The sequence below is a fragment of the Chryseobacterium sp. HNCC26DJ240 genome (assembly GCF_057180485.1).
Window position 1 is genome coordinate 59,264 of sequence record NZ_JBXUGK010000008.1, and the last position, 20,652, is coordinate 79,915.

Here is a 20,652-nt window from a genome sequence, read left to right on the forward strand (position 1 = left end):
CAAAGGGACGATTTAACAAAGAATAGGATGAAATCCTATTAATAAAAAATAGCAGACTAAGACAAAAACATGAAATGTGCAATCATAACAGGTGGTTCCCGAGGCATCGGAAGAGCAATCTGTATAAAACTGGCAGAAGAGAAAAATTATCATATTCTCATCAACTACACTTCAAATGAAGCTGCAGCAAAGGAAACTTTGGCTAAAGTGGAAGAACTGGGTTCTACCGGAGAAATTCTTAAATTCGATGTAGGAAATGCCGAAGAAACTCAAAAAGTTTTAAATGAATGGCAGGAAAATAATCCAAAATCTATTGTTGAGGTCATCGTCAACAACGCCGGAATTACAAGAGACGGATTATTCATGTGGATGCCAAGCGAAGATTGGAACTCTGTGATTAACACGAGTTTAAATGGCTTTTATAACGTGACCAATTTCTTCATTCAGAAGTTATTAAGAAACAAATACGGCAGAATCATTAATATGGTTTCTGTTTCCGGAGTGAAAGGAACAGCCGGGCAAACCAATTACTCAGCCGCAAAAGGTGCTTTGGTCGGCGTTACAAAAGCACTCGCTCAGGAAGTTGCAAAGAGAAATATTACAGTAAACGCAGTAGCACCAGGTTTCATCAAAACCGACATGACGCAAGATTTCAATGAAGACGAACTGAAAGCGATGATTCCGGCCAACCGTTTCGGGGAAGCAGAAGAAGTGGCAGATTTGGTTGCATTTTTAGCTTCAAAAAAATCTTCATACATCACAGGAGAAATTATTAATATTAACGGAGGAATTTATTCATAAATTAGTCTAGCAATGTAACAGTCTAGCAATGTACCAATAATCTGGAATTATAATTGTTACACTGTTACATTGGTAATTTGTTACATTTTAAAATGGAAAATAGGGTAGTCATTACCGGAATGGGAATTTATTCCTGCATCGGCACTTCTTTGGAAGAGGTAAAAGAATCCCTGTATCAAGGTAAATCGGGGATTGTTTTAGACGAAAACAGAAAAGAATTTGGTTTTAGATCAGGTCTTACAGGTGTCGTTCCCAAGCCAGATTTAAAAAATCTTCTCAACAGACGCCAACGTGTAAGCATGGGTGAAGAAAGCGAGTATGCTTATATCGCAACTCTTGATGCCTTAAAACAAGCCAATATCGACCAGGAATTTTTAGACGAAAATGAGGTCGGAATATTATATGGAAACGACAGCGTTTCTAAGGCGGTTGTAGAATCTATCGACATTGCCAGAGAAAAGAAAGATACCACATTAATGGGTTCAGGAGCGATTTTCAAGTCAATGAATTCCACTGTGACAATGAATCTTTCTACCATTTTTAAATTAAGAGGAATCAATTTAACCATCAGTGCAGCGTGTGCAAGCGGCTCTCATTCTTTGGGATTGGCTTATATGATGATAAAAAACGGTTTTCAGGACATCATCGTTTGCGGTGGTGCTCAGGAAACCAATAAATATTCAATGGCGAGTTTTGATGGTCTGGGCGTTTTTTCAACAAGAGAAAACGAACCTCAGAAAGCTTCAAGGCCTTTTGATTCTGACCGTGACGGCTTAATTCCAAGCGGTGGAGCAGCTTCTTTGATTGTTGAAAGTTTAGAATCAGCCCAAAAAAGAGGCGCCAATATCATTGCGGAAATTGTGGGATATGGATTTTCATCCAACGGCGGACATATTTCAACCCCAAATGTAGACGGTCCGGCTTTGGCAATGAACAGAGCTTTGAAACAATCAGGTTTAGAAGCTGAAAATATCGACTATATCAATGCTCACGCTACTTCTACGCCAATTGGAGATGCTAACGAAGCGAAAGCAATTCACGAAATTTTCGGAAGCGAAATTCCTGTAAGCTCTACCAAATCAATGACCGGTCACGAATGCTGGATGGCAGGTGCAAGTGAAGTGATTTACTCCATTTTGATGATGCAAAATGATTTTGTAGCGCCAAACATCAATCTTCAAAATCCCGATGAAGACGCAAAAAGGATAAATTTAGTCTCCGAAACTAAAACTCAAAAAATTGACGTATTTTTGTCGAATTCTTTCGGATTCGGGGGAACCAATTCCGCATTAATCGTTAAAAAATTTGTATAAAAACATGGAAAGAGAAAAAATTGTTGCCATTGCTAATGATTTTTTAATCAATGAATTTGAAGTTGATGCTGATGACATCAGCAATGACGCCCATTTCAAGAAGACTTTGGGCTTAGACAGTTTAGATTATATAGATTTGGTGGTGGTCATCGAATCCAATTTTGGTGTGAAATTAGGCGAGGCAGATTTCAAAGATATCATTACTTTCAACGATTTCTATTCAACTATCGAAAACAAAATCTCTTCTAAAATATAACAATTTACCAATGTACCAATGTACCAATGCTCAAAAATTGTTACACTGTTACACTGCTACATTGTTAAATTAATATCATGAACAAGTGGAAAGGCAAGTCTAAAGGCACAATCTTAGGTTACAGAATCTTTGTTTGGTGTATTAAGAATCTTGGGGTTCGCAGTTCGTATTTTGTTTTATATTTTGTTGCTTCCTACTATTCGATTTTCGAAAAAAGGAGCAATCATTACATTTCTTACTACTTTCAAAAAAGGTTAAGCTACGGATATTGGAAGTCAAAAATTTCAATTTTCAAAAGCTATTTCACTTTCGGAACCGTTCTCATCGATAAAACTGCAATCTCAGCTGGTTTACGGGAGAAATACACCTACGAATTCGACGGAATCGAAAACCTCCGTAACCTTCTTGCCGAGAAAAAAGGCGGCGTTCTCATCAGCGCCCACATCGGAAACTTTGAAATTGCCGAGCATTTTTTCGCCGACATCGATTTCGATTGTCAGATTAATTTAGTTACTACAGACCAGGAAGTTACCATCATTAAAGAATATCTCGAAAGCGTTTCCGTAAAACAAAGCAACATCAAATTTATCTACGTAAAAGACGATATGTCGCACATTTTCGACATCAACGATGCCTTATCAAAAAACGAATTGATTTGCTTTACCGGAGACCGTTACTTTGAAGGCTCAAAATTTCTGAAGGCTGATTTACTCGGGAAATCTGCAAAATTTCCCGCAGGTCCATTTCTTATCGCTTCACGTTTAGGCGTTCCCGTCGTCTACGTTTACGTGATGAAAGAGAAAAATCTGCATTATCATTTGTATGCCAGAGTCGCTCAACAGGTCAAAAAACGTGATGCACAAGGGCTTCTCAACTCTTACACCCAAAATCTGGAATTCATGATTCAGAAATATCCGCTTCAGTGGTTCAATTATTTCGATTTTTGGGACGATGTAGATTGATCTATTATTTGATATTGAACTGATGATTTTTATTTGGGGCAGCTTTTCCGCCTTCCACTCCCGCTTTTTTGCTCGTCGTACCTCCTCACAAAAAGAGCTCCGTTCAAGTCGGACTGCGGGCGATTCAATGTTAAAGAGCCAAGGAAAAAGTAAAAAGAACCAGGTTTAATTGATATTCTGTCTTTTTTTGAGTGAAACGCCTTTGCGAACGAAAATATGCAATAAGATTTCAAAAAAAATCTTTGCGGTCTTTGCGTTTAAATAAGCATTTTTCTACCAAACAAATTAATAAACTTTTGTACCTTTTCCCTCTTAAAACTCCAATAAGCATTTGAAGAAAAATTACGACATATTGGTTATCGGCAGCGGTCTTGGCGGACTTGTTTCAGCGCTTATTTTAGCCAAAGAAGGCTTAAAAGTCTGTGTGCTCGAAAAAAACAACCAGTATGGCGGAAATCTCCAGACATTTTCAAGAGATAAACTTATTTTCGACACCGGAGTTCATTATCTAGGCGGACTTTCACTTGGTCAGAATCTTCATTCTTTTTTCTCTTATTTAGAAATTATCGATGACCTTCAACTCCAGAAAATGGATGAGAATGGTTATGATAAAATCACTTTCGGAGATGATGAAACTGAATATCCACATGCTCAGGGTTACGACAATTTTGTAAAACAGCTTTCAGTATATTTTCCGGAAGAAAAAGAAAATCTGGAAAATTACTGCGAAGAAATTCAAAGGATTTGCAATCACTTTCCGAGGTACAGTGTGGTATCACAAAACAATTACAACGAAGAAATTCTGCATCTCAATACCAAAAGGTTTATCGAATCTATCACGTCCAACGAAAAACTTCAGTCGGTTTTGCTTGGTTCTAACTTTCTGTATGCCGGAGATTCTGAAAATACACCGTTTTATGTTCATGCTTTGACGGTTAACTCTTACATTCAAAGTGCATACAAATGCATGAAAGGCGGAAGTCAGATTTCAAAACTGCTCATCAAAAAATTGCGGGAATACGGAGCAGATGTCTTTAAACATTCTGAAGTGACCGAGTTTAATTTTGATGAAAACAATGTACTAAAGTCAGCTAAAACTAAAGATGGTAAAGAATATTTTGCCCGACAGTTCATTTCAAATATCGAAATCCGTTTTGCCATAAAACTGATTGGCGAAAACCGACTGAAAAAATCTTTTCTCAACAGAATATTAAGCTGGGAGCCGGTTTCATCATGTTTTAGTGTGTATTTGGTTTTAAAACCAGATACGATTTCCAGTTTCAATTATAACGTCTATCATTTTTCATCTAAAGATTTAGTTTGGAAAGCTTTTCAATATAAAAAAGAAAACTGGCCGGAAACGTATATGTTGTCTTCCACACCTTCGAAGCATCATCCCGAATTTGCAGAAAGTTTAACCGCAATTTCCTATATGGATTTTAGCGAAGTGAAAACATGGGAAAATACGTTCAACACAATTGCAAATCAACAAAAAAGAGATGAACTGTACGAAAAATTTAAACTTGAAAAAGCTGAAAAAATGATTCAGGCTTTAGAAAAGAAAATCCCGAATCTTAGAGACTGTATAGAAAATATTTACACGTCCTCGCCTCTGTCATACCGCGATTACATCGGCAGTTCTGAAGGAAGTATGTACGGTTACCTTAAAACCTCAGAAAATCCTTTAAAAACAATGGTTTCGCCAAGAACGAAAATTGAAAATTTGTTTTTGACAGGACAATCCGTCAATATGCATGGGATTTTGGGCTGTACAATTGGTGCATTCAACACTTGCGCTGAGATTTTGGGGAAGGAATTAATTGACGAACGTTTGACTCATGTTTTAAATCAAACTCATGAAAAATAGAATTTTAGTTTATATATTTTATATTTTAAGTCTTCTTTCATGCGGAACGAGGAAGTCTGTAAAACACATTCCGGAAATTAAGCAATATGCTTTGGAAATTCCGAAAGTTCAGAAAGTAAATGATTCTACTTTTTTATTTAACCAGAATTATTTAACCAAAAATAAGCAGCAACTTTGGGAATTGTACATCAAAGGAAACCCTTTGCAGTTGGGCTACAACAATGGTGCTTTGACTCAAAATTTAATGCAACAGCAGGAAGAAATTTTCTTTTCAAAAGTTGAGACGTTCGTTCCGTCGAAGTTTAAGCAAATTCTTTTACGTGGTTTTTTGAAATGGTACAACCGAAAAATGTATCTGAATGTAAGAAATGATTTTCAGGCAGAATTATATGGTTTATCTCAATATTCATCATATAAATATGATTTTATAGCTCCGAAATTCAGAAGAGCGATGTACCTTCACGGTGCTCACGATATTGGTCACGCCATGCAGGATTTGATGGTGGTTGGCTGCACTTCTCTAGCTGTCTGGAATGAAAATACAGAAGACGGAGATTTGTTAATTGGTAGAAATTTTGATTTTTCTGTCGGAGAAGATTTCGCTAAAAATAAACTAGTTGAATTTGTAGAACCCGAAAGCGGAATTCCATATATGTCGGTAAGCTGGCCTGGGATGATTGGAGTTGTATCGGGGATGAATAAAGAAGGAATTGCAGTAACGATTAACGCTGGGAAATCTAAAATTCCATTAACGGCAAAAACCCCAATTTCTTTGGTTACAAGAGAGGTTTTGCAATATGCAAAAACAATCGACGAAGCGATTGAAATTGCCAAAAAAAGAAAAGTTTTTGTTTCAGAATCTATTATGGTAGGAAGTGCTAATGATAAAAAAGCCGTGATCATTGAAGTGTCACCGAAAAATTTCGGTGTCTTTGATGTTGCTAATTCGAGCAAAGTTTTTTGTACCAATCATTTTCAGTCAGATGCTTATAAAGATGATGAAAGAAATCAAAAACATATTGTAGAAAGCCATTCAGAATATCGTTTTGAAAAGCTGCAGGAATTATTGCAGGAAAATCCAAAACTGAATCCCGAGAAAATGGCTTCAATTCTCAGAGATAAGTCTGGTTTAAAAGATAAAAGTATCGGTTATGGAAATGAAAAAGCAATCAATCAACTTTTGGCACATCATGCGGTTATATTTTCGCCAGAAAAAAGATTGGTTTGGGTTTCTTCAAGTCCGTATCAGCTGGGGGAATTTGTCTGTTATGATTTGAATGAAATTTTTTCTGATAATAAATTAGAAAATCAGGAATTATCAAGTTCAAACTTTAATATTCAGAAAGATTCTTTTGTAGATTCTGAAGAATTTAGAAATTATGAAGAGTTTAAAAAGCAAAGTGCTCAATTTGATGATGAGAAAAATGTATTATCGGATGAGTTTATTACTCAATACCAATCCTTAAACCCGGATTTTTGGTGGACATATTATCAGGCTGGAAAATATTATTTTAAACAGAAAGAATATTCTAAAGCAAAAACTGAATTTGAAAAAGCTTTGACGAAGGAGATTACAACGGTTCCGGACAGAGAGAATGTTGCGGAATTTTTAAAGAAAACAGTTAAAAAATTGCATTGATTTGTTGAACCACTTCGTGGTTCGATTGCTTTATTGGTTGTTTCCATGGGTTTCACCTGCGACTATTCATATTCAGCCACTTCGTGGCTGCGCAGAATGTTGAAACGATGAGAAATCCGAAGCCCGACTTGAACGGAAATCTTTTTTTGCTTGTGGTATATTTCAATTAGCAAAAAAGTGAAGCAAAAAAGATTGACTTCGTCGAACCACTTCGTTAGGTTTGGGAGTGGAAAGCATAAATGAGAAAAAGCACAGCTTTGTCGAAGTTTACGAACGAAGTTCAGCTGCCCAAATTCTCATCTTAGTTGTCTTCGGGACTCACTTTATTCAAAAATAAAAACGTTACAACTCCCGAAATAAGTGACATTGAAGTCGCCAAAATCAAACTTCCAATCACATACTGTAAAACATTATTTTTGACTAAATCGAAATTCCATTCCTGATTGAAAATATCGCCATTTCCTGCAACAAAAGGTGAACCGAGATATAGGGAAGCAACGATGATAAAGGGAATAAAAGGTGGCAAACTTACATTTGATGCAACAAATGCCAGAATTTTGTTGAGTTTAAAGACCACCGAGAGCGAAATTACCAACAAAGTATGGTAACCTCCAAATGGTAAAAATCCTATAAAAACGCCAAGAGCAATGGAAAATGCTTTGATTCTATTTGAACCTTCACTCTCTAAAATATCTTCTTTGATGAATTTTTTAAGACTTTTTTTTCTAAAATCAATGATGAAATTTCGTGGTTTGATGTAGAGCAAAGTAATCAAAACCAATATGGTATTCAAAATGCTGATCCTTGTAAAATCTTTGAACGGTCTGAAGTGCGAAACCCTTTCTGCAGGGTCGTACAGTACTTTTATGGTGACATTTTTTACTGGAATGTGTTTCCAGGCAGTTCTTACGATAATTTCAATTTCAAACTCAAATTTTGGCGTGAAATATTTTTTTGGAATTTTATGTAAAGGATATAAGCGATAACCGGATTGGGTGTCTTCAAGCTTGATTCCGGTCTCGAACCAGAACCAGAAGTTGGAAAAACGGTTTCCAAAACTGCTTTTTTTGGGGATGCCGTCTTGTGACATATTTCGGTTTCCAATCAGTAAAACATCGTCGTTTTCTTCGAGCAAAGCATTCACAAAAACAGGAATGTCGTTTGGATAATGCTGTCCGTCTGAATCTATGGTGATAGCGTGAGCATAACCGAGTTCTTTTGCTTTTCTGAAGCCGATTTTCAGTCCGTTTCCTTTGCCTTTATTTTCGGGCAAGTCAATAATGGTAAGTTGAGGATAGGTTTTTAGAATTTCTGAAGTAGCATCTGTAGATCCATCGTTGACGACGATGATGTTTTGAGTGTACTCCAAAACACCATCAATGACTCTTCGTAATGTCTTTTCGTTGTTGTAAGTTGGTATTAAAATGCAGATTTTCCTCTCGTCAATCGCATTCTGTACTTCAGAAAGTGTCATTTATTTCAATGAATTTTTTTCTGTTGCGGTCATTGTTTTAGATTGCATCGCAAATTTTCTGATATACACTTTCAGGGCAGCATTTTGTTTAGCATAATTGGTCAAAATATAAGCTTTGTCCTCTTTTAAATTCTTAGAATATCCAACGATTTTCGGAATGTTTTCCTGAACGCTCATTCTGATCAATCGCAATTCTACGTTGTTGGGGTTAGATTTTATTACGCTTTCAAGCTCCGTAGCTCCAGATTTTACGAAAGATTTTCTCTTGTTTTTCTCTGTTGTTATTTTCGCCTCCAGGATTTCTGCCGCAGCTTTATAACCTTTGATAAGTGGATCAGAAGAAGAGTTTTTGTCTGCTAATTCGATGAAGTTTTTTGCACCATCGTTCGATGCATTGGCTTTGGAATAAGCATTTCTCAAAGCATCCAGATCGCCGCTCTGAAAGAATAAAAATAATACTGTTATGAATGAAAAAAGTAGTTTCATATTAAATCTTGGTATAAGTAACAGACATTTTCAATGCAATAGTCTCGCCAAATGAAGTGGTGTTTTTTACTTTACATTCAGTATCACTCTCCGTAATGATTAAATTTAAATCTAAATCGGGTGTTTCGAATGGGTTGATAATAGCCATAAATTTCACGTTGGAAGCCGATTTTAGAAACAGCTTTTTACCAGTGAATTCTTCCGTTAATTCTTTTACAATCTGCATCATACAGACGCCCGGAGTGACTGGGTTTCCTGGGAAATGACCTTTGAAAATACTGTGATCTTGATTTAATTTAATTTTGGCATTAAAACTTCCGTTTTCTGATTTGTCGTGAGTTTCTAAAGTGTAAAAGTTGGTGAGAATCGTCTGCATTCTGTTATTTTTTCATATTAAAAGTGTAGTAAACTCCCGCCTGTACCAAGACATTTGTTCTGTTTTCGTCACTGCTGTATGCAACTTCTATAATTCCTTTCTTGATTCTTGCTTCAACTCCGAAATTTTTTGTGATATCGAAACCTGCCCCGAAAAGGAAACCTAAATCTACATTATTTGTTGGCTCAAAACCTTGGTTTTCTAAAACAAAATCCAGCGAAGGGCCTACATGAACATTGAATTTATCAAAGTAAAATTTATTTACAAGCTGAAGCGACATGTACGAAACTTTTGGCTCAAAACTATCTTTCCCATGCTTAATCTTGCTCCCTTGTCTTGAGTAATTTACTTCTGGTTGAAGCGCATAAAACTTTGCAAATCTGATGTTTCCAAAAATACCAAAATAGAAATCAGTTCTGAAAGCTGTTTCTTCTTTCTCATTAGGGTCATTGTACATGTTATAGTCATCATCAAACCAATTGTAAAGTCCTCTGTCGGTTTCTGTGAATTTTGCAAAATTGACTCCAGCTCTTATTCCGGGGTTAAAAGTTACCTGCGCCAATGAAAAAGTGGAAATCAGCATAAGTAAAATGAGGGATAATTTTTTCATAATAGTTATTCAGTGTCTGTTATTTGAAAGAGTTTAATATTGATTTTAAAATCTTTATGTTTAATTTCAATCGTTTCTGCAAAAGTAGGTTTTTTAGCCTCAAATGTAAAATCGATTTTTTCTTTTTTGTTTTTGGTATAGACGATTTGCGTAAGTATTTCAGTTTCTTTCCCGTAAAATAAATAGTAGGTTTTCTTTCCGGTTTTTGTAATGTTAATAATTGACTCATCGTTTTCAAATCTCTCTGTCAGAGTGTATTTCTGTCTCAGCAATTCCTGAAAATCATTTTTCAGAAAATTAATAACCATTTTTTTGTCTAAATCTGCCAGTACATAATTGAGTTTAAAATCATTTTCGGAAATTTCAAAATCAATCATTTTATTCCCAAAATCTGAGGTCATTACCACTCTGTGCGTGGTTTCAGAGATTTTTTTAATGATTAAAATTCCGCTGATGTGATTTTTATAAATATCCATCTGACATTTATACACATAATCTTCTTTTGATGAAAAGTAAAGATTTTCAACCGTTTTTTCATTGCTTGAAATCGGTTTTACATCTTTAAGCTGATACGTTTTACACGAAATCAGCAGTAAAAAAAGCGAACTATAAAGAAAACTCAGCAGCAGGAATCGGCGCATTGATTTTTGTGTTTTTGAAAACAATATTCGTAGTATCTCCTGAAGCTTCCGTCATATTGACCTGAGAAACTGTCGTTTGGTTTTTTGGAAATTGCAACTCGATTTGCTTAATATATTTTAAAAGTTGAGCAGATTTTGGGATAAAGGTAGCAATATTAGAGCTGTTGTTTTTAGAATATCTTACAACGAATTCAGGGTCACTAAACATTTGTCCGTTTGAGCTGCCCACAATCAGTTTATTGATTTTTTCAAAAGTTTTACTTTTCGCATCCACAGAAGATTTTTTCCCCTGGTCGTTAATAAAAATTTTATTGTCTTTGAAAATAATGCTGTATTGATAAGGTTTCGTGTATTTCCAGCTCAGTGTATTTGGTGATTTCAGAGACATTCTTCCTTGTGTGACAATGTTTTTATCTAAAAAATCCATCTTTTTGGTCTGAACGAAATCGCTTTGCAAAGTTTTGATTTCTTTGGTTTCTGATGAAATTTTGGTTACGAACGCCTTTGATTCTGCGCTCGTCATTGCCGTATTTTGTGCAAAAACAAAACTCGAAATCACTATAAATGCTCCGAGAGCTATATTTTTAAACATTATTTTTCTGATTTAAAGATTGAATCTATTGTAAAAGTTGAATACTTTTCACGCTCCAAAAATAACAATAATTCGACCAAAACTTGGTGCGTTTTTTCCGAAGTGTCGTGAAGCAAAATGATGCTACCTTTTTTCAAACCTTTCGTCACTTTCCTGAAAATTTTCTTTTCGTCTTGAATCACTGTGTCCAATGAACGAACGTTCCAGCCGATGCTTTTTTTATGAGTTTTTTTAATTGCCTTGGCAATATTCGGATTGGTTACACCGAATGGGGGACGATAGAAATCGGTTTTAAAACTGCCAATTTTCAACATCACTTCATCACATTTTTCAATTTCCTCAATCATTTTTGAACTCGATAAAAATCCTGTGTTGTTGGAATGTGAATAGGTATGATTACCAACCGAATGACCTTCCGCAATTATTCTTTGGAAAGTTTCAGGGTATTTTTCAATCTGTTTTCCGATGCAGAAAAATGTGGCTTTGATGTTGTTTTCTTTTAATAAATCTAAAAATTTAGGCGTAAACTCAGTCGGTCCGTCATCAAAAGTCAAAGCGATTTCTTTAATTTTTGTTCGTTTGTGTGTAAAACTTTTTACAAAATATCCTAATTGAATATCAAAAGAACCCCAAACTATAACCACAGAAAATAGGATGAAACAGAAAATATAAACCCAAATTGTTCCCTGAAATGCGTAAATAAATACATTAAGGAAAAGATAAAATATAATAAAGGGATAATGTTTCATCTTTATTGTTTTTGAATTTAAACTTTAATGGTCTGTTTGTCATTCCGTAGGAATCTCAACGGCTTTGTTTAGATTCCTACGGAATGACAAACTTACTTTTTAAATATCACTTACAACTACTAAGCTTTCTCTAGCAAAACCAAACTATGGTCAATGCCTCCCAAATGATTGTAAAGCAAGATGTTTTTAATTTCATCTCTTTTCACATCATTAATCATCATCACTTTAGGAATTTTCTGATTTTTAAGAATATGACAAGCCATGAATGTCGAAAAACCACTAGCAGTATTGAATTCTCCACTCAAATGTTTATAGTATAACAACGACGAATTTTGAAATAATGCTGATGCTTTTTGATAATAATTATCCGATTTTGAATCTCCACTGAAACCTAAAATAACAGCATCAATATCTTCGCTTTTCAAAATATTTTTAGCTAAAAAATCCTCAATGAATTTTTGAGTTTCGTCTAATTCTAATGAACTAATAATTTGAATATCTTTCAGTTCAGCGTAAGAATTTTCCGTTCTATCTTTTCCCAAAACAAAAAAGCTTGAACCCTCACCCCAAATCACGCCTTCTGTTGTTGAATTTAAATAATCAACTGGTAAATTTTCTTCTTTTTTAATGGAATTATTCAATTTGTATAATTCCATTGTCCTGTCGGTTTGTTCGTCTGTTGAACCCACCAAAACATTATCTGCTTCTCCGTCCAAAATCTGAAGTTTCGCATCCAGCATTGAAAATTCTAAAGAAGATGAACTGTTGACATAAGTGAAATTATAGCCGTGACATTGTAATCCCAAAGCGATTTGTCCGGAAACCGTGTTGTGAGTGGATTGAATAAAAAATGTTGGCGTCAAGAACTCTTCATTGTTTTCCAAAACATTTTTCAGAAACTTTTCCGAATCCTGAGAACAACCCATTCCGGTTCCGACGATGATGGCATCAGGTTTTTCAATTCCTGCTTCCTTCAACGCTTTTGTGGAAGCTACGGAACTCATTTTTACGGTTTTAGACATTCTTCGGCTCATCGCTGGCGGAATGAATTCTTTGTAATTCGGCTCGATGGCTTTTAAAATCTGAACTGAATTTTCAGGTTTTAAAGTATCCGAGAAATTTTCGTTTAAAGTGTCCTGAACCGAGATGCAGGCGGCACTGTTGATGTAAACTGCACTCATTATTTAGAAAAAATTAAAGTTGAACAGTTTCCGCCAAATCCAAATGAATTGGAAAGTACGTGGTTGATATTTTTTTCTTTCAGTTCGGTAACGGGCGTTAAATCGAATTCTTCCATTTTGGTTTTGAAATTTAAATTCGGAAAAATCACATTGTTCTGCATCGCCAAAATCGAATAAACCGCTTCAATTCCTGCCGCCGCAGCTAAAGTGTGACCAGTAAATGCTTTCGTTGAACTGAATTCCGGCACCTGATTTTCGCCAAAAATCCGAATCATAGCAATACCTTCAGATAAATCATTATTCGGGGTCGCTGTGCCGTGAACGTTGATGTAATCAATGTTTTCTTTATCTAAACCTGAAACTTTCAGGGCTTTTTCCATTGCTAAAAATGCTCCTTGTCCGTTTTCCGAAGAAGCGGTTTGATGATGCGCATCGTTGGCGTTTCCGTAACCTGAAAGGTAGGCAAGGACTTTTTTGTTTTCTTTTTTAACGACTTCGTCAGATTCCAAAACGAGGAAAGCAGCTGCTTCGCCCAGATTGAGACCTTTTCTGTCGTTGTCAAAAGGTGTGTTGTAAGAATCCGTCAGAATCATCAGCGTATTAAAACCATTCAAAGTAAACTTCGAAAGAGAATCTGTTCCGCCGACAATCACACGGTCAAGAACGCCGTTTTTGATGAGTTTTGCACCCATCATAATCGCGTTTGCAGCAGACGAACAGGCTGTGCTAATGGTAGAAACCATTCCTTTAAGACCCAACAATTCTGCAATCGCCAAAGATGAATTTCCGGCATCGTGAGCGTCAATGTATTTTTGCTTTTCAGGAAAATCTTCGTAGGTGTAGAAATATTTTTCGGTAATATCCATTCCGCCCACGCTGGTGGAGGAAATGAGTCCGGTTTTATATTCATTAATATGCGAAATTCCGGCGCTTTCTACAGCTTCTTTTGCGGCCACCATCCCCAGCAAAGCGGTTCTTGTGACGTTGTTGTCTTCATTCAGCTGAAGTTTCTGCACAAGCTCTTCATTAGACAATTTTATCTCGCCCGTTTTAATGCTTCCGGCGTGGCGTGTTTCAAACAGTCCGATGTCTGAAATACCGTGTTTACCGGTCGTCAACGAAATAAAATTTTCCTCGACATTGCTACCAATGGAGGAAATAATGCCCATCCCTGTAATGGCAATTTTTTGACTCATCTTTTATAAATGTAACAATGTAGCAATGTAACAGTTTACCAATTATTGCTAGACTGTTACATTGTTATATTGGTAAATTAATTTTATTTTGTTCTGTTTTCTTCGATGTATTTTGCCATCACTTCGATAGACTGAAAGATTTCTTTTCCTTTTTTCGGGTCAGATAATTTGATTCCGTAGTCTTTGTCTAGAAGTACGATTAATTCCAGCGCGTCTATAGAATCCAAACCAAGACCGCCACCGAAAAGTGGGTCTGTATCTTTGATTTCTTCAACTGCAACGTCCTCAAGATTAAGAACTTCTATGATTTTGTTTTTTAATTCTAATTTTAAATCTTCCATTTTTCAAAAATTTACCAATGTATCAATGTATCAGTTTACCAATTGGCACTGAAGTATTGTTACATTGTTATACTGTTATATTGTTAAATTACGTAGTTAGCAAATATACAAAAGCTTTATAACTTTCCTGATATAGTTCGACCCAGCCGCACAAGACTTTTTCAGCTTTTCCTGATTGCAGAATCTGTGCCGCGTATGCGTTTAAAAATTCTTCATCAAATTCATCCAATACGAAAAAAGCATTTTCGGTCTGCATTTTATGTCTAATGCTGATTTCGCCCACGCAAATGTTGGGTAGAGTGTATACAAAAACAGCAGGACTCGGGAAATAATTTTCCTGAGAATTAATGCTTTCCTGATACTTGAAATCGGTGTCTAGGCTTGAGGATTTGTTGGCAAAAACCAACGCTGTTTTGCTGTGGTCGTCGTTTTTCAGAATCATTTCGGATGCGAGAAAACCGAGTTTGCTGAGGTTATCCATTTTATGAAATTTAGGATAATTCAGTTCTAAAGTTTTATATGCTTCCTTTGCGAAGTCTGAGAAATTTTCGGTTTTGGATTCAAAAATAATTTGTTCGTTGACGGATATTTTTGAATTTTCTATGGTGCAGATTTCTGTTTTCGTCATTGATTAAACTTCTGCATTAATCTTTCTTTAACCTCCTCCCAAGATTGAGAATCAGATTCACCATTTAATTGTTTTTGTCGTTCTTCGTCAATCTGCTGATCTACATAATCTAAAATAGATGGATCAACATTTTCCTTTTCTTTGGCATCAATGATACCTGAAAAAATACGTAGGATTCTTTCGTCAGCGATGTCAATATACTCGTGAATTCTTTTTCTTATATCTAAAATAGATTCCATTTTCTAAAACTTTAATTGTTTAAAAATACAAAATTATTGTTAGCATTTTTCCAAAACTACCGCGGCATTACAACCACCAAAACCAGAAGCGGTTTTCAAAATATATTTAATTTCTGCAGGTTGATTTTCTTTAATAATATTCAAATCTTGGGAAACACCCATTTCTTCAAAGTTTTTAGATGGAATTAAAGTATTGTTCAAAGCAGATTCCATAGAAATAATACTTTCCAAAAGTCCTGACGCTCCCAGACAATGTCCGTAATAACCTTTCATACTGTTGAGGGGAACATTTTGCAAATTCATTCGGTTGAAAGCGATGGCTTCCATCTCGTCGTTGTAAAGCGTTGCCGTTCCGTGAGCGGAAATAAAATCGATTTGTTCTGCTGAAACTTTCGCCTCTTTCATTGCATTTTGAACGCTGGCAAACAGTCCGTCGCCGGTTCTCGATGGTCCGGAAATGTGATTGGCATCATTAATCGCTGAGTCGCCTAAAACTTTAAACTTAAATTTTTCGTTCGCTGATGGAGTAGAAGTGATGTAAGCTGCTGCGGTCGCTTCGCCCAGATTAATTCCATTACGGTTTTTGTCATAAGGTTTGGAAGGTTCGTTAGCAATCGCCTGAAAAGAATTGAAACCTGAAATTACAAATTCAGAAATCTCGTCTCCGGCAACGACGAAAGCGTCTTTGTATTTTCCTGCCTGAATCATATTTTTCGCCACAGAAATTGCCATCACTCCGGAAACGCAGGCGTTTGAAACGACAATCGGTTTGGTTTTAAATCCGAAAAAATCAGCCAGTTTTTGAGCTAATTTTGAAAGATAAACGCCATTTGGTACAGTGTTTTCGTTTTTTAATAAACTGATATTTCCTTTTGTTGTTGATAAGATAAAAGCCGTTTCATCTGAAATTGGATTTCTTTCTACCAAAGGTTTCAGACTTAACAAAAACATCTTTTCAAGTCTCGTGAAATTCTGACTGTCGAAGTGTTTATTAAATTCTTCATCCAGTTTTTTTTCAGAATCAATTTTAGAAACAAAAAAAGTTTCGTGATTATCGATAATTTTATGCAAAGCCACTCCAGATTTTCCTTCCAGAAGTGCTTTCCAGTTTGATTCTACGTCAAAACCCAAAGGTGTGACGCAGTTGTAATCTGTAATGTAAATTTCTTTGTTCATTAATTGCTGATTGGTTTGATTAAACATTTTTAGCTAAAAGCCAAATGCAAATAGCTACAAGCCGTTTTTATCTTTCCAAGCCTGAAAAAAATCGGGATTGTAGAGGCATAAATTATTTTCAGAATCCAGAAAAACCTGAATGGTTTCTCCACTGCAAACCAATTGATTATTTTGATTGAAAATCTCGTATTTATAAATCAGTTTCGCTGAAACAGAATTCACGAAAGTCGTTACGATATTAAAGGTTTCTCCATATTTTAAAGGAAGAAAATGTTCGCACGTATTTTTTACAATCGGCGTGGTAAATCCAGCTTTCTGAATGTCGAGATAGGTCAAACCGTGCTGTCTTCCGAAAGCTTCTCTTCCGTCCTCAAAATATACGATGTAATGACCGTGCCAGACGATTCCCAGCGGGTCGGTCTCATTGAAACGGACGCGTATTTCTTCGGTACAGGTTAAATTTTTAGACTGCATTTTTCTACCGGCTTTTATTATTTGATATGGATGTTAAAAAATGTTTTTTTATTGAATGTCATTTTTGTTAATTTATTTTCAATCCACATTCTGCAATTTGTCGTTTTAAATTATCGCCCCAGAAATCAAATCTTTCATAAAATAAAACACATTCTTGTAATGACTTTAGTTTTTCAAGTTGCTTTAAAATGTTTTCTTCTAAATCAATTTTAAAATCATCAACAAATTCGGTGATATTTGTTGAGTCTGTAATTTTATAGCCAAGCCAACTAACTTTGGCTTTTTTAGTTTGTTTTCTTTCTTCAGGTAAATAGGCGTCTTCACGAAGCGGTGTCACAACATCAAAATATGTCGCTTTCTTTTTTTCTTTGTCTGCTAGTTTATCTGTCAACGCAACGCCAATATTCAAGCAAAAACTAAGTTCTTCCTTACTGTTAAATTGTGAATTTTGAAGATTAATCACAATAAAAAACTCGTTCATACTTTTCCACCAAGTTGTTCCGCTAGTGTTATAGCCATTTACTTTAAGTGTAGGTTTTAAATAAGTTTTTATGAAGTTAGTTTGAATATCTTTTGCTGTCATAATCCTACGTTTGCGTTTGTTCTATGTATTTTACACACTATTCTGTTTCCTTTCATACAATAAAGAAATCGTTACCATCGCAATATAAAATAAAAATAAGAAAATCAGTTCTTTGGCAATTTCGCCAATGCCGCTGTTTCTTAAAATGATATCGTAATACGCGTTCAGTCCCCAATTCATCGGGGAAAACTGTGCAATTTTCTGCATAAATTCGGGCATCAGGAAAACTGGAACCCAAATTCCGCCAATCGCTGCCAAAACTACCACGGAAGTCGCTCCAAACGGCGCCGACTGTTCCTGAGTTTTTGAAACTGTTCCGATTAAAACGCCAAACCCAATTGCTGCCAATCCTGCAAAAAGAGTGACAATCAGAAGGTGGAACATTTTTCCTGTAACATCAAATTGTGGTAAATCCATCAGCGGGAAAAGCCAGATTCCTACCGCAACCATCAGCAAAAACTGGATGAGGCAGATGATGAGATACGTGAATGTTTTTCCTAAAATGTGAATGTAATACGGCGTCGGGCTCACGCGGACTCTCAAGCTCGTTCCCTGACTTTTTTCTTTGACTAAATTTATAGACAAAGGCACAACGATAAAGAAAATTGCAAACAATGCCCACGCCGGAACGTTGTGCTGCACTGAATTTGGCATCAGTTCTTCCTTGCCTTTGTTCGGGGTGATTTCTTTGAAGGTAATTAAGCTTTTATTTTCAAGGTCTTCTGTGGTTCCGAGTTGGTCCTGGAAGGCTTTGTAGATTTTTTTATTCTCGATTTCGAAAACCATTTTGTTGATGGCATTCATTACAGAATTTTTGAAACCTGCGTTGGTTGCAGGGTCGAAATAAAGATGAATGTCTTTCGCTTTTGAAGCTACTATTTTTGTCGCTGTTGAATCGGTTTCTAAACCAAACGAACTTACAACGGTCTGGACTTTAGAATCAATATTTGAATTTAAATCTTTCGTCAGATTTTCCGGAATGACGATGGCCATTTGATAGTCTCCCGTAAACACGGCCTTTTCAGCTGATTTTTCGTTGTAATCGGTAACGAGCTCAAATGTCTTGCTGGTTTCCAGTTCTTTTTTAATGACTTTGGAAACTTCAGATTTGTCATTATCAATAAAAATAATCGGAATTTTTGAACCTTCCAGATTTTTGAATGTCGAATCCTGAATCAAAGTAATCGTGATAATCAAAAGCAAAGGCATCAGGAAAATAATGACAATTCCTCCCGAATCTCTTTTCAGTAACTGAATTTCTTTGACAAAACTTCTCCACAATTTATACAACATCTCTCAATTCTTTTCCGGTTAATGAAATGAAAACATCCTCAAGGTTTTCGGCATTGGCAACTTTTTCAACCAATTCTTGTGGTGTTCCCGTCGCGTGGATTTTTCCGTGGTCGATGATGGCGATTTTTGTACAGAATTCTTCTGCTTCAGATAAGTGGTGCGAGGTGTAAATAATGCACGTTCCTTTTTTATTTAAATCTAAAAGATAATCGATTATGGCTTTTTTGGATTGAACATCAACGCCAACCGTAGGTTCGTCCAAAAACAATACTTTCGGGTTGTGTAGTGTTCCTGCAATCAGATTGCAACGGCGTTTCATTCCGCCAGAAAACTGGTCGACTTTTTTATTGGCGAATTTTGTTAAACCCATCAATTCTAAAGCTTCGTCGATTTCTTTGTGAAGATTTTTATGTTTTAAACCATACAGACTTCCGAAGAACAATAAGTTTTCTTTTGCCGTCAAAGTAGGGTAGAGCGCATATTCCTGAGGTACAACGCCAATGATTTGTTTGATTTTTGAATTGTCTTTTTTCGGCGACAATCCGTTGATGGTAAAACTTCCTGAGGTCGGTTTAATCAAACCTGAAAGCATAGAAATCAACGTGGTTTTTCCCGCTCCGTTGGGGCCGAGAATTCCGTAGATTTCGTTTTTATCGATGTTCAAAGAAATATCATTAACCGAAAAGTCTTCCGAATTTTTGTATTTCTTGTAGAGGTTTTTTATTTCGATGATATTCTCCAAACTATATCGCTTTTCTCAGTTTCTTATAAAAAGCCTCCTCCAAATCAGCAATATGCAACATCGATTTTGAAAGCTGATTGTATATGTCGCTTTTCGAATTTCTGTTTTTGTAAACTCTTGCAATGTCCACAGCAAAATCTCTCCAAAGGTCGCCGATTGCGGTAATTTCTTTAGATAATTCTTTCAACTCGTCATTTTTTAGAATCATAGCGGCTTCCTGTAAAAAGGCACCATAAATAAATCTGAAACCGCCACCGCCGGTTCCGATTTCTTCCTGCATTCTAATGAGTTGTCCAAGATAATGGTTGGTCACTTTTGTTCCTTTTTTATCCGCCCATTTTGGGATACTTTTTGCAACCCAACGCATTGCTTTTACACCAATTAATGGAACTGGAGCCAGCATATTTTTGCAAGTATCTTTGATTCCTTTTTTGATGGCTTCTTCCAGATGTACATTTTCCGGAATGTGTGTAGGGAAGTACATGTGACCTTTCGGAGCGAGGGCACCTTTTGCGTAACGAACTTTTTCGAGCTCAGCTTCTGTCAATGTGGTTGCGAAATCCATTACAGGGTCGCTGATAAGGAATTTTCCGTCTTCTTTTCCGTAAACTACAAGATTGTGTGCGTTGAAGTGGAATTTATATTCTTCAGGAAAATAAGTCAGGTTGAAAACGCCTACCTGTAAACCTGTCGGGATATTCTGTTCTAAATTTTTCTCTAAAGCAGCCTGAGCCTCTTTAGGATTTGAAAATTTTATTCTTTTGATTTTAATTCCCAATCGTTTTGCAGCCTTGCTGAAAATAGCTCCCGGCATCGGACGGTAGCTGAAACCCGGCGCAAAATTTACTTTCAAAAATGGCAAATACACGAAAAATAATCCCGAACCGATTCCGAAAATCATAGGTTCGCTGAGTTTTAATCCTTTATTTAAAAGTAAGTTGGAGGCAACACCGTTTTCGCAGTGGGCTGTCTGATGGTGTTCAAAGTTGATCTTCATGATGAGTCTGGATTTTATTAAACCTTAAAGTTTCTG

Annotated in this window: 24 protein-coding genes; 6 read left to right on the forward strand and 18 right to left on the reverse strand. The window is 36.0% G+C overall.

What is annotated here, in order from left to right:
• The first annotated feature begins 69 nt into the window (after positions 1 to 69).
• From flxB to AC2A1G_RS16400, 6 genes are all read left to right on the forward strand, one after another.
• Positions 70 to 801, forward strand: coding sequence for a flexirubin biosynthesis SDR family reductase FlxB (gene flxB, locus AC2A1G_RS16375; RefSeq protein ID WP_484047978.1), 732 nt, complete (start codon positions 70 to 72; stop codon positions 799 to 801).
• 92 nt (positions 802 to 893) lie between these two features.
• Positions 894 to 2,114 carry a beta-ketoacyl-[acyl-carrier-protein] synthase family protein gene (locus AC2A1G_RS16380; RefSeq protein WP_484047979.1) on the forward strand — a complete coding sequence of 407 codons (1,221 nt, stop codon included), beginning with the start codon at positions 894 to 896 and terminating at the stop codon, positions 2,112 to 2,114.
• Between the two features lie 4 nt (positions 2,115 to 2,118).
• The gene (locus AC2A1G_RS16385) at positions 2,119 to 2,370 is read left to right on the forward strand and encodes an acyl carrier protein (protein WP_484047980.1); all 252 of its coding nucleotides are present in this window, start codon (positions 2,119 to 2,121) and stop codon (positions 2,368 to 2,370) included.
• Between the two features lie 77 nt (positions 2,371 to 2,447).
• Entirely contained in the window at positions 2,448 to 3,332 is an 885-nt protein-coding gene (locus AC2A1G_RS16390; RefSeq protein WP_484047981.1) for an LpxL/LpxP family acyltransferase, read from the forward strand.
• 331 nt (positions 3,333 to 3,663) lie between these two features.
• Positions 3,664 to 5,199, forward strand: a complete 1,536-nt coding sequence (locus tag AC2A1G_RS16395) for a phytoene desaturase family protein (protein WP_484047982.1) — start codon at positions 3,664 to 3,666, stop codon at positions 5,197 to 5,199.
• Positions 5,189 to 6,838, forward strand: a complete 1,650-nt coding sequence (locus tag AC2A1G_RS16400) for a C45 family autoproteolytic acyltransferase/hydrolase (protein ID WP_484047983.1) — start codon at positions 5,189 to 5,191, stop codon at positions 6,836 to 6,838. Before AC2A1G_RS16395 ends, AC2A1G_RS16400 begins: the two co-directional genes overlap by 11 nt.
• 301 nt (positions 6,839 to 7,139) lie before the next feature.
• Here the strand turns inward: AC2A1G_RS16400 and AC2A1G_RS16405 are convergent, their stop codons facing one another.
• From AC2A1G_RS16405 to darH, 18 genes are all read right to left on the reverse strand, one after another.
• Positions 7,140 to 8,312 carry a DUF2062 domain-containing protein gene (locus AC2A1G_RS16405; protein WP_484047984.1) on the reverse strand — a complete coding sequence of 391 codons (1,173 nt, stop codon included), beginning with the start codon at positions 8,310 to 8,312 and terminating at the stop codon, positions 7,140 to 7,142.
• Entirely contained in the window at positions 8,313 to 8,798 is a 486-nt protein-coding gene (locus tag AC2A1G_RS16410) for a hypothetical protein (protein ID WP_484047985.1), read from the reverse strand.
• A gap of 1 nt (position 8,799) precedes the next feature.
• Positions 8,800 to 9,174 (reverse strand): ApeI family dehydratase, encoded by a 375-nt coding sequence (locus tag AC2A1G_RS16415; RefSeq protein ID WP_484047986.1) that lies wholly within the window; start codon positions 9,172 to 9,174, stop codon positions 8,800 to 8,802.
• Positions 9,175 to 9,178: 4 nt separating this feature from the next.
• On the reverse strand, positions 9,179 to 9,784 hold the full coding sequence (locus tag AC2A1G_RS16420; protein ID WP_484047987.1) for an outer membrane beta-barrel protein: 606 nt from the start codon (positions 9,782 to 9,784) through the stop codon (positions 9,179 to 9,181).
• Between the two features lie 5 nt (positions 9,785 to 9,789).
• On the reverse strand, positions 9,790 to 10,425 hold the full coding sequence (gene lolB2, locus AC2A1G_RS16425; RefSeq protein ID WP_484047988.1) for a flexirubin biosynthesis protein LolB2: 636 nt from the start codon (positions 10,423 to 10,425) through the stop codon (positions 9,790 to 9,792).
• Positions 10,391 to 11,017, reverse strand: coding sequence for a flexirubin biosynthesis/transport protein LolA2 (gene lolA2 / locus AC2A1G_RS16430; protein ID WP_484047989.1), 627 nt, complete (start codon positions 11,015 to 11,017; stop codon positions 10,391 to 10,393). Before lolA2 ends, lolB2 begins: the two co-directional genes overlap by 35 nt.
• Positions 11,017 to 11,766 carry a polysaccharide deacetylase family protein gene (locus AC2A1G_RS16435; protein ID WP_484047990.1) on the reverse strand — a complete coding sequence of 250 codons (750 nt, stop codon included), beginning with the start codon at positions 11,764 to 11,766 and terminating at the stop codon, positions 11,017 to 11,019. Before AC2A1G_RS16435 ends, lolA2 begins: the two co-directional genes overlap by 1 nt.
• Positions 11,767 to 11,885: 119 nt before the next feature.
• Positions 11,886 to 12,947 carry a beta-ketoacyl synthase N-terminal-like domain-containing protein gene (locus tag AC2A1G_RS16440; RefSeq protein WP_484047991.1) on the reverse strand — a complete coding sequence of 354 codons (1,062 nt, stop codon included), beginning with the start codon at positions 12,945 to 12,947 and terminating at the stop codon, positions 11,886 to 11,888.
• Positions 12,947 to 14,143 carry a beta-ketoacyl-[acyl-carrier-protein] synthase family protein gene (locus AC2A1G_RS16445; protein ID WP_484047992.1) on the reverse strand — a complete coding sequence of 399 codons (1,197 nt, stop codon included), beginning with the start codon at positions 14,141 to 14,143 and terminating at the stop codon, positions 12,947 to 12,949. The genes AC2A1G_RS16440 and AC2A1G_RS16445 overlap by 1 nt, the downstream gene beginning before the upstream one ends.
• A gap of 83 nt (positions 14,144 to 14,226) precedes the next feature.
• Positions 14,227 to 14,484: a phosphopantetheine-binding protein gene (locus AC2A1G_RS16450; protein ID WP_034963026.1), complete on the reverse strand. Its 258-nt coding sequence runs from the start codon at positions 14,482 to 14,484 to the stop codon at positions 14,227 to 14,229.
• A gap of 88 nt (positions 14,485 to 14,572) precedes the next feature.
• Positions 14,573 to 15,112, reverse strand: coding sequence for a 3-oxoacyl-ACP synthase (locus tag AC2A1G_RS16455; RefSeq protein ID WP_484047993.1), 540 nt, complete (start codon positions 15,110 to 15,112; stop codon positions 14,573 to 14,575).
• Positions 15,109 to 15,351 carry a hypothetical protein gene (locus tag AC2A1G_RS16460; RefSeq protein ID WP_484047994.1) on the reverse strand — a complete coding sequence of 81 codons (243 nt, stop codon included), beginning with the start codon at positions 15,349 to 15,351 and terminating at the stop codon, positions 15,109 to 15,111. The genes AC2A1G_RS16455 and AC2A1G_RS16460 overlap by 4 nt, the downstream gene beginning before the upstream one ends.
• A 39-nt stretch (positions 15,352 to 15,390) precedes the next feature.
• The gene (locus tag AC2A1G_RS16465) at positions 15,391 to 16,527 is read right to left on the reverse strand and encodes a beta-ketoacyl synthase N-terminal-like domain-containing protein (protein ID WP_484047995.1); all 1,137 of its coding nucleotides are present in this window, start codon (positions 16,525 to 16,527) and stop codon (positions 15,391 to 15,393) included.
• A gap of 54 nt (positions 16,528 to 16,581) precedes the next feature.
• Positions 16,582 to 17,001: an acyl-CoA thioesterase gene (locus AC2A1G_RS16470; protein ID WP_484047996.1), complete on the reverse strand. Its 420-nt coding sequence runs from the start codon at positions 16,999 to 17,001 to the stop codon at positions 16,582 to 16,584.
• Between the two features lie 67 nt (positions 17,002 to 17,068).
• Positions 17,069 to 17,584: a DUF4304 domain-containing protein gene (locus AC2A1G_RS16475; protein ID WP_484047997.1), complete on the reverse strand. Its 516-nt coding sequence runs from the start codon at positions 17,582 to 17,584 to the stop codon at positions 17,069 to 17,071.
• Positions 17,585 to 17,614: 30 nt separating this feature from the next.
• A complete protein-coding gene (locus AC2A1G_RS16480) occupies positions 17,615 to 18,877 on the reverse strand; it encodes an ABC transporter permease (protein ID WP_484047998.1) in 1,263 nt (420 codons plus the stop codon).
• On the reverse strand, positions 18,867 to 19,619 hold the full coding sequence (locus tag AC2A1G_RS16485; protein ID WP_484047999.1) for an ABC transporter ATP-binding protein: 753 nt from the start codon (positions 19,617 to 19,619) through the stop codon (positions 18,867 to 18,869). The genes AC2A1G_RS16480 and AC2A1G_RS16485 overlap by 11 nt, the downstream gene beginning before the upstream one ends.
• Position 19,620: 1 nt before the next feature.
• A complete protein-coding gene (gene darH / locus AC2A1G_RS16490) occupies positions 19,621 to 20,616 on the reverse strand; it encodes a BtrH-related acyltransferase DarH (RefSeq protein WP_484048000.1) in 996 nt (331 codons plus the stop codon).
• Positions 20,617 to 20,652 lie beyond the last annotated feature (36 nt).

What these genes read in the sequence shown, in the direction of transcription:
- flxB (WP_484047978.1), top strand. Translation starts at nt 70, where the DNA reads ATGAAATGTGCAATCATAACAGGTGGTTCCCGAGGCATCGGAAGAGCA.
- AC2A1G_RS16380 (WP_484047979.1), top strand. Translation starts at nt 894, where the DNA reads ATGGAAAATAGGGTAGTCATTACCGGAATGGGAATTTATTCCTGCATC.
- AC2A1G_RS16385 (WP_484047980.1), top strand. Translation starts at nt 2,119, where the DNA reads ATGGAAAGAGAAAAAATTGTTGCCATTGCTAATGATTTTTTAATCAAT.
- AC2A1G_RS16390 (WP_484047981.1), top strand. Translation starts at nt 2,448, where the DNA reads ATGAACAAGTGGAAAGGCAAGTCTAAAGGCACAATCTTAGGTTACAGA.
- AC2A1G_RS16400 (WP_484047983.1), top strand. Translation starts at nt 5,189, where the DNA reads ATGAAAAATAGAATTTTAGTTTATATATTTTATATTTTAAGTCTTCTT.
- AC2A1G_RS16405 (WP_484047984.1), bottom strand. Translation starts at nt 8,312, where the DNA reads ATGACACTTTCTGAAGTACAGAATGCGATTGACGAGAGGAAAATCTGC.
- AC2A1G_RS16410 (WP_484047985.1), bottom strand. Translation starts at nt 8,798, where the DNA reads ATGAAACTACTTTTTTCATTCATAACAGTATTATTTTTATTCTTTCAG.
- AC2A1G_RS16415 (WP_484047986.1), bottom strand. Translation starts at nt 9,174, where the DNA reads ATGCAGACGATTCTCACCAACTTTTACACTTTAGAAACTCACGACAAA.
- AC2A1G_RS16420 (WP_484047987.1), bottom strand. Translation starts at nt 9,784, where the DNA reads ATGAAAAAATTATCCCTCATTTTACTTATGCTGATTTCCACTTTTTCA.
- lolB2 (WP_484047988.1), bottom strand. Translation starts at nt 10,425, where the DNA reads ATGCGCCGATTCCTGCTGCTGAGTTTTCTTTATAGTTCGCTTTTTTTA.
- lolA2 (WP_484047989.1), bottom strand. Translation starts at nt 11,017, where the DNA reads ATGTTTAAAAATATAGCTCTCGGAGCATTTATAGTGATTTCGAGTTTT.
- AC2A1G_RS16435 (WP_484047990.1), bottom strand. Translation starts at nt 11,766, where the DNA reads ATGAAACATTATCCCTTTATTATATTTTATCTTTTCCTTAATGTATTT.
- AC2A1G_RS16440 (WP_484047991.1), bottom strand. Translation starts at nt 12,947, where the DNA reads ATGAGTGCAGTTTACATCAACAGTGCCGCCTGCATCTCGGTTCAGGAC.
- AC2A1G_RS16445 (WP_484047992.1), bottom strand. Translation starts at nt 14,143, where the DNA reads ATGAGTCAAAAAATTGCCATTACAGGGATGGGCATTATTTCCTCCATT.
- AC2A1G_RS16450 (WP_034963026.1), bottom strand. Translation starts at nt 14,484, where the DNA reads ATGGAAGATTTAAAATTAGAATTAAAAAACAAAATCATAGAAGTTCTT.
- AC2A1G_RS16455 (WP_484047993.1), bottom strand. Translation starts at nt 15,112, where the DNA reads ATGACGAAAACAGAAATCTGCACCATAGAAAATTCAAAAATATCCGTC.
- AC2A1G_RS16460 (WP_484047994.1), bottom strand. Translation starts at nt 15,351, where the DNA reads ATGGAATCTATTTTAGATATAAGAAAAAGAATTCACGAGTATATTGAC.
- AC2A1G_RS16465 (WP_484047995.1), bottom strand. Translation starts at nt 16,527, where the DNA reads ATGAACAAAGAAATTTACATTACAGATTACAACTGCGTCACACCTTTG.
- AC2A1G_RS16470 (WP_484047996.1), bottom strand. Translation starts at nt 17,001, where the DNA reads ATGCAGTCTAAAAATTTAACCTGTACCGAAGAAATACGCGTCCGTTTC.
- AC2A1G_RS16475 (WP_484047997.1), bottom strand. Translation starts at nt 17,584, where the DNA reads ATGACAGCAAAAGATATTCAAACTAACTTCATAAAAACTTATTTAAAA.
- AC2A1G_RS16480 (WP_484047998.1), bottom strand. Translation starts at nt 18,877, where the DNA reads ATGTTGTATAAATTGTGGAGAAGTTTTGTCAAAGAAATTCAGTTACTG.
- darH (WP_484048000.1), bottom strand. Translation starts at nt 20,616, where the DNA reads ATGAAGATCAACTTTGAACACCATCAGACAGCCCACTGCGAAAACGGT.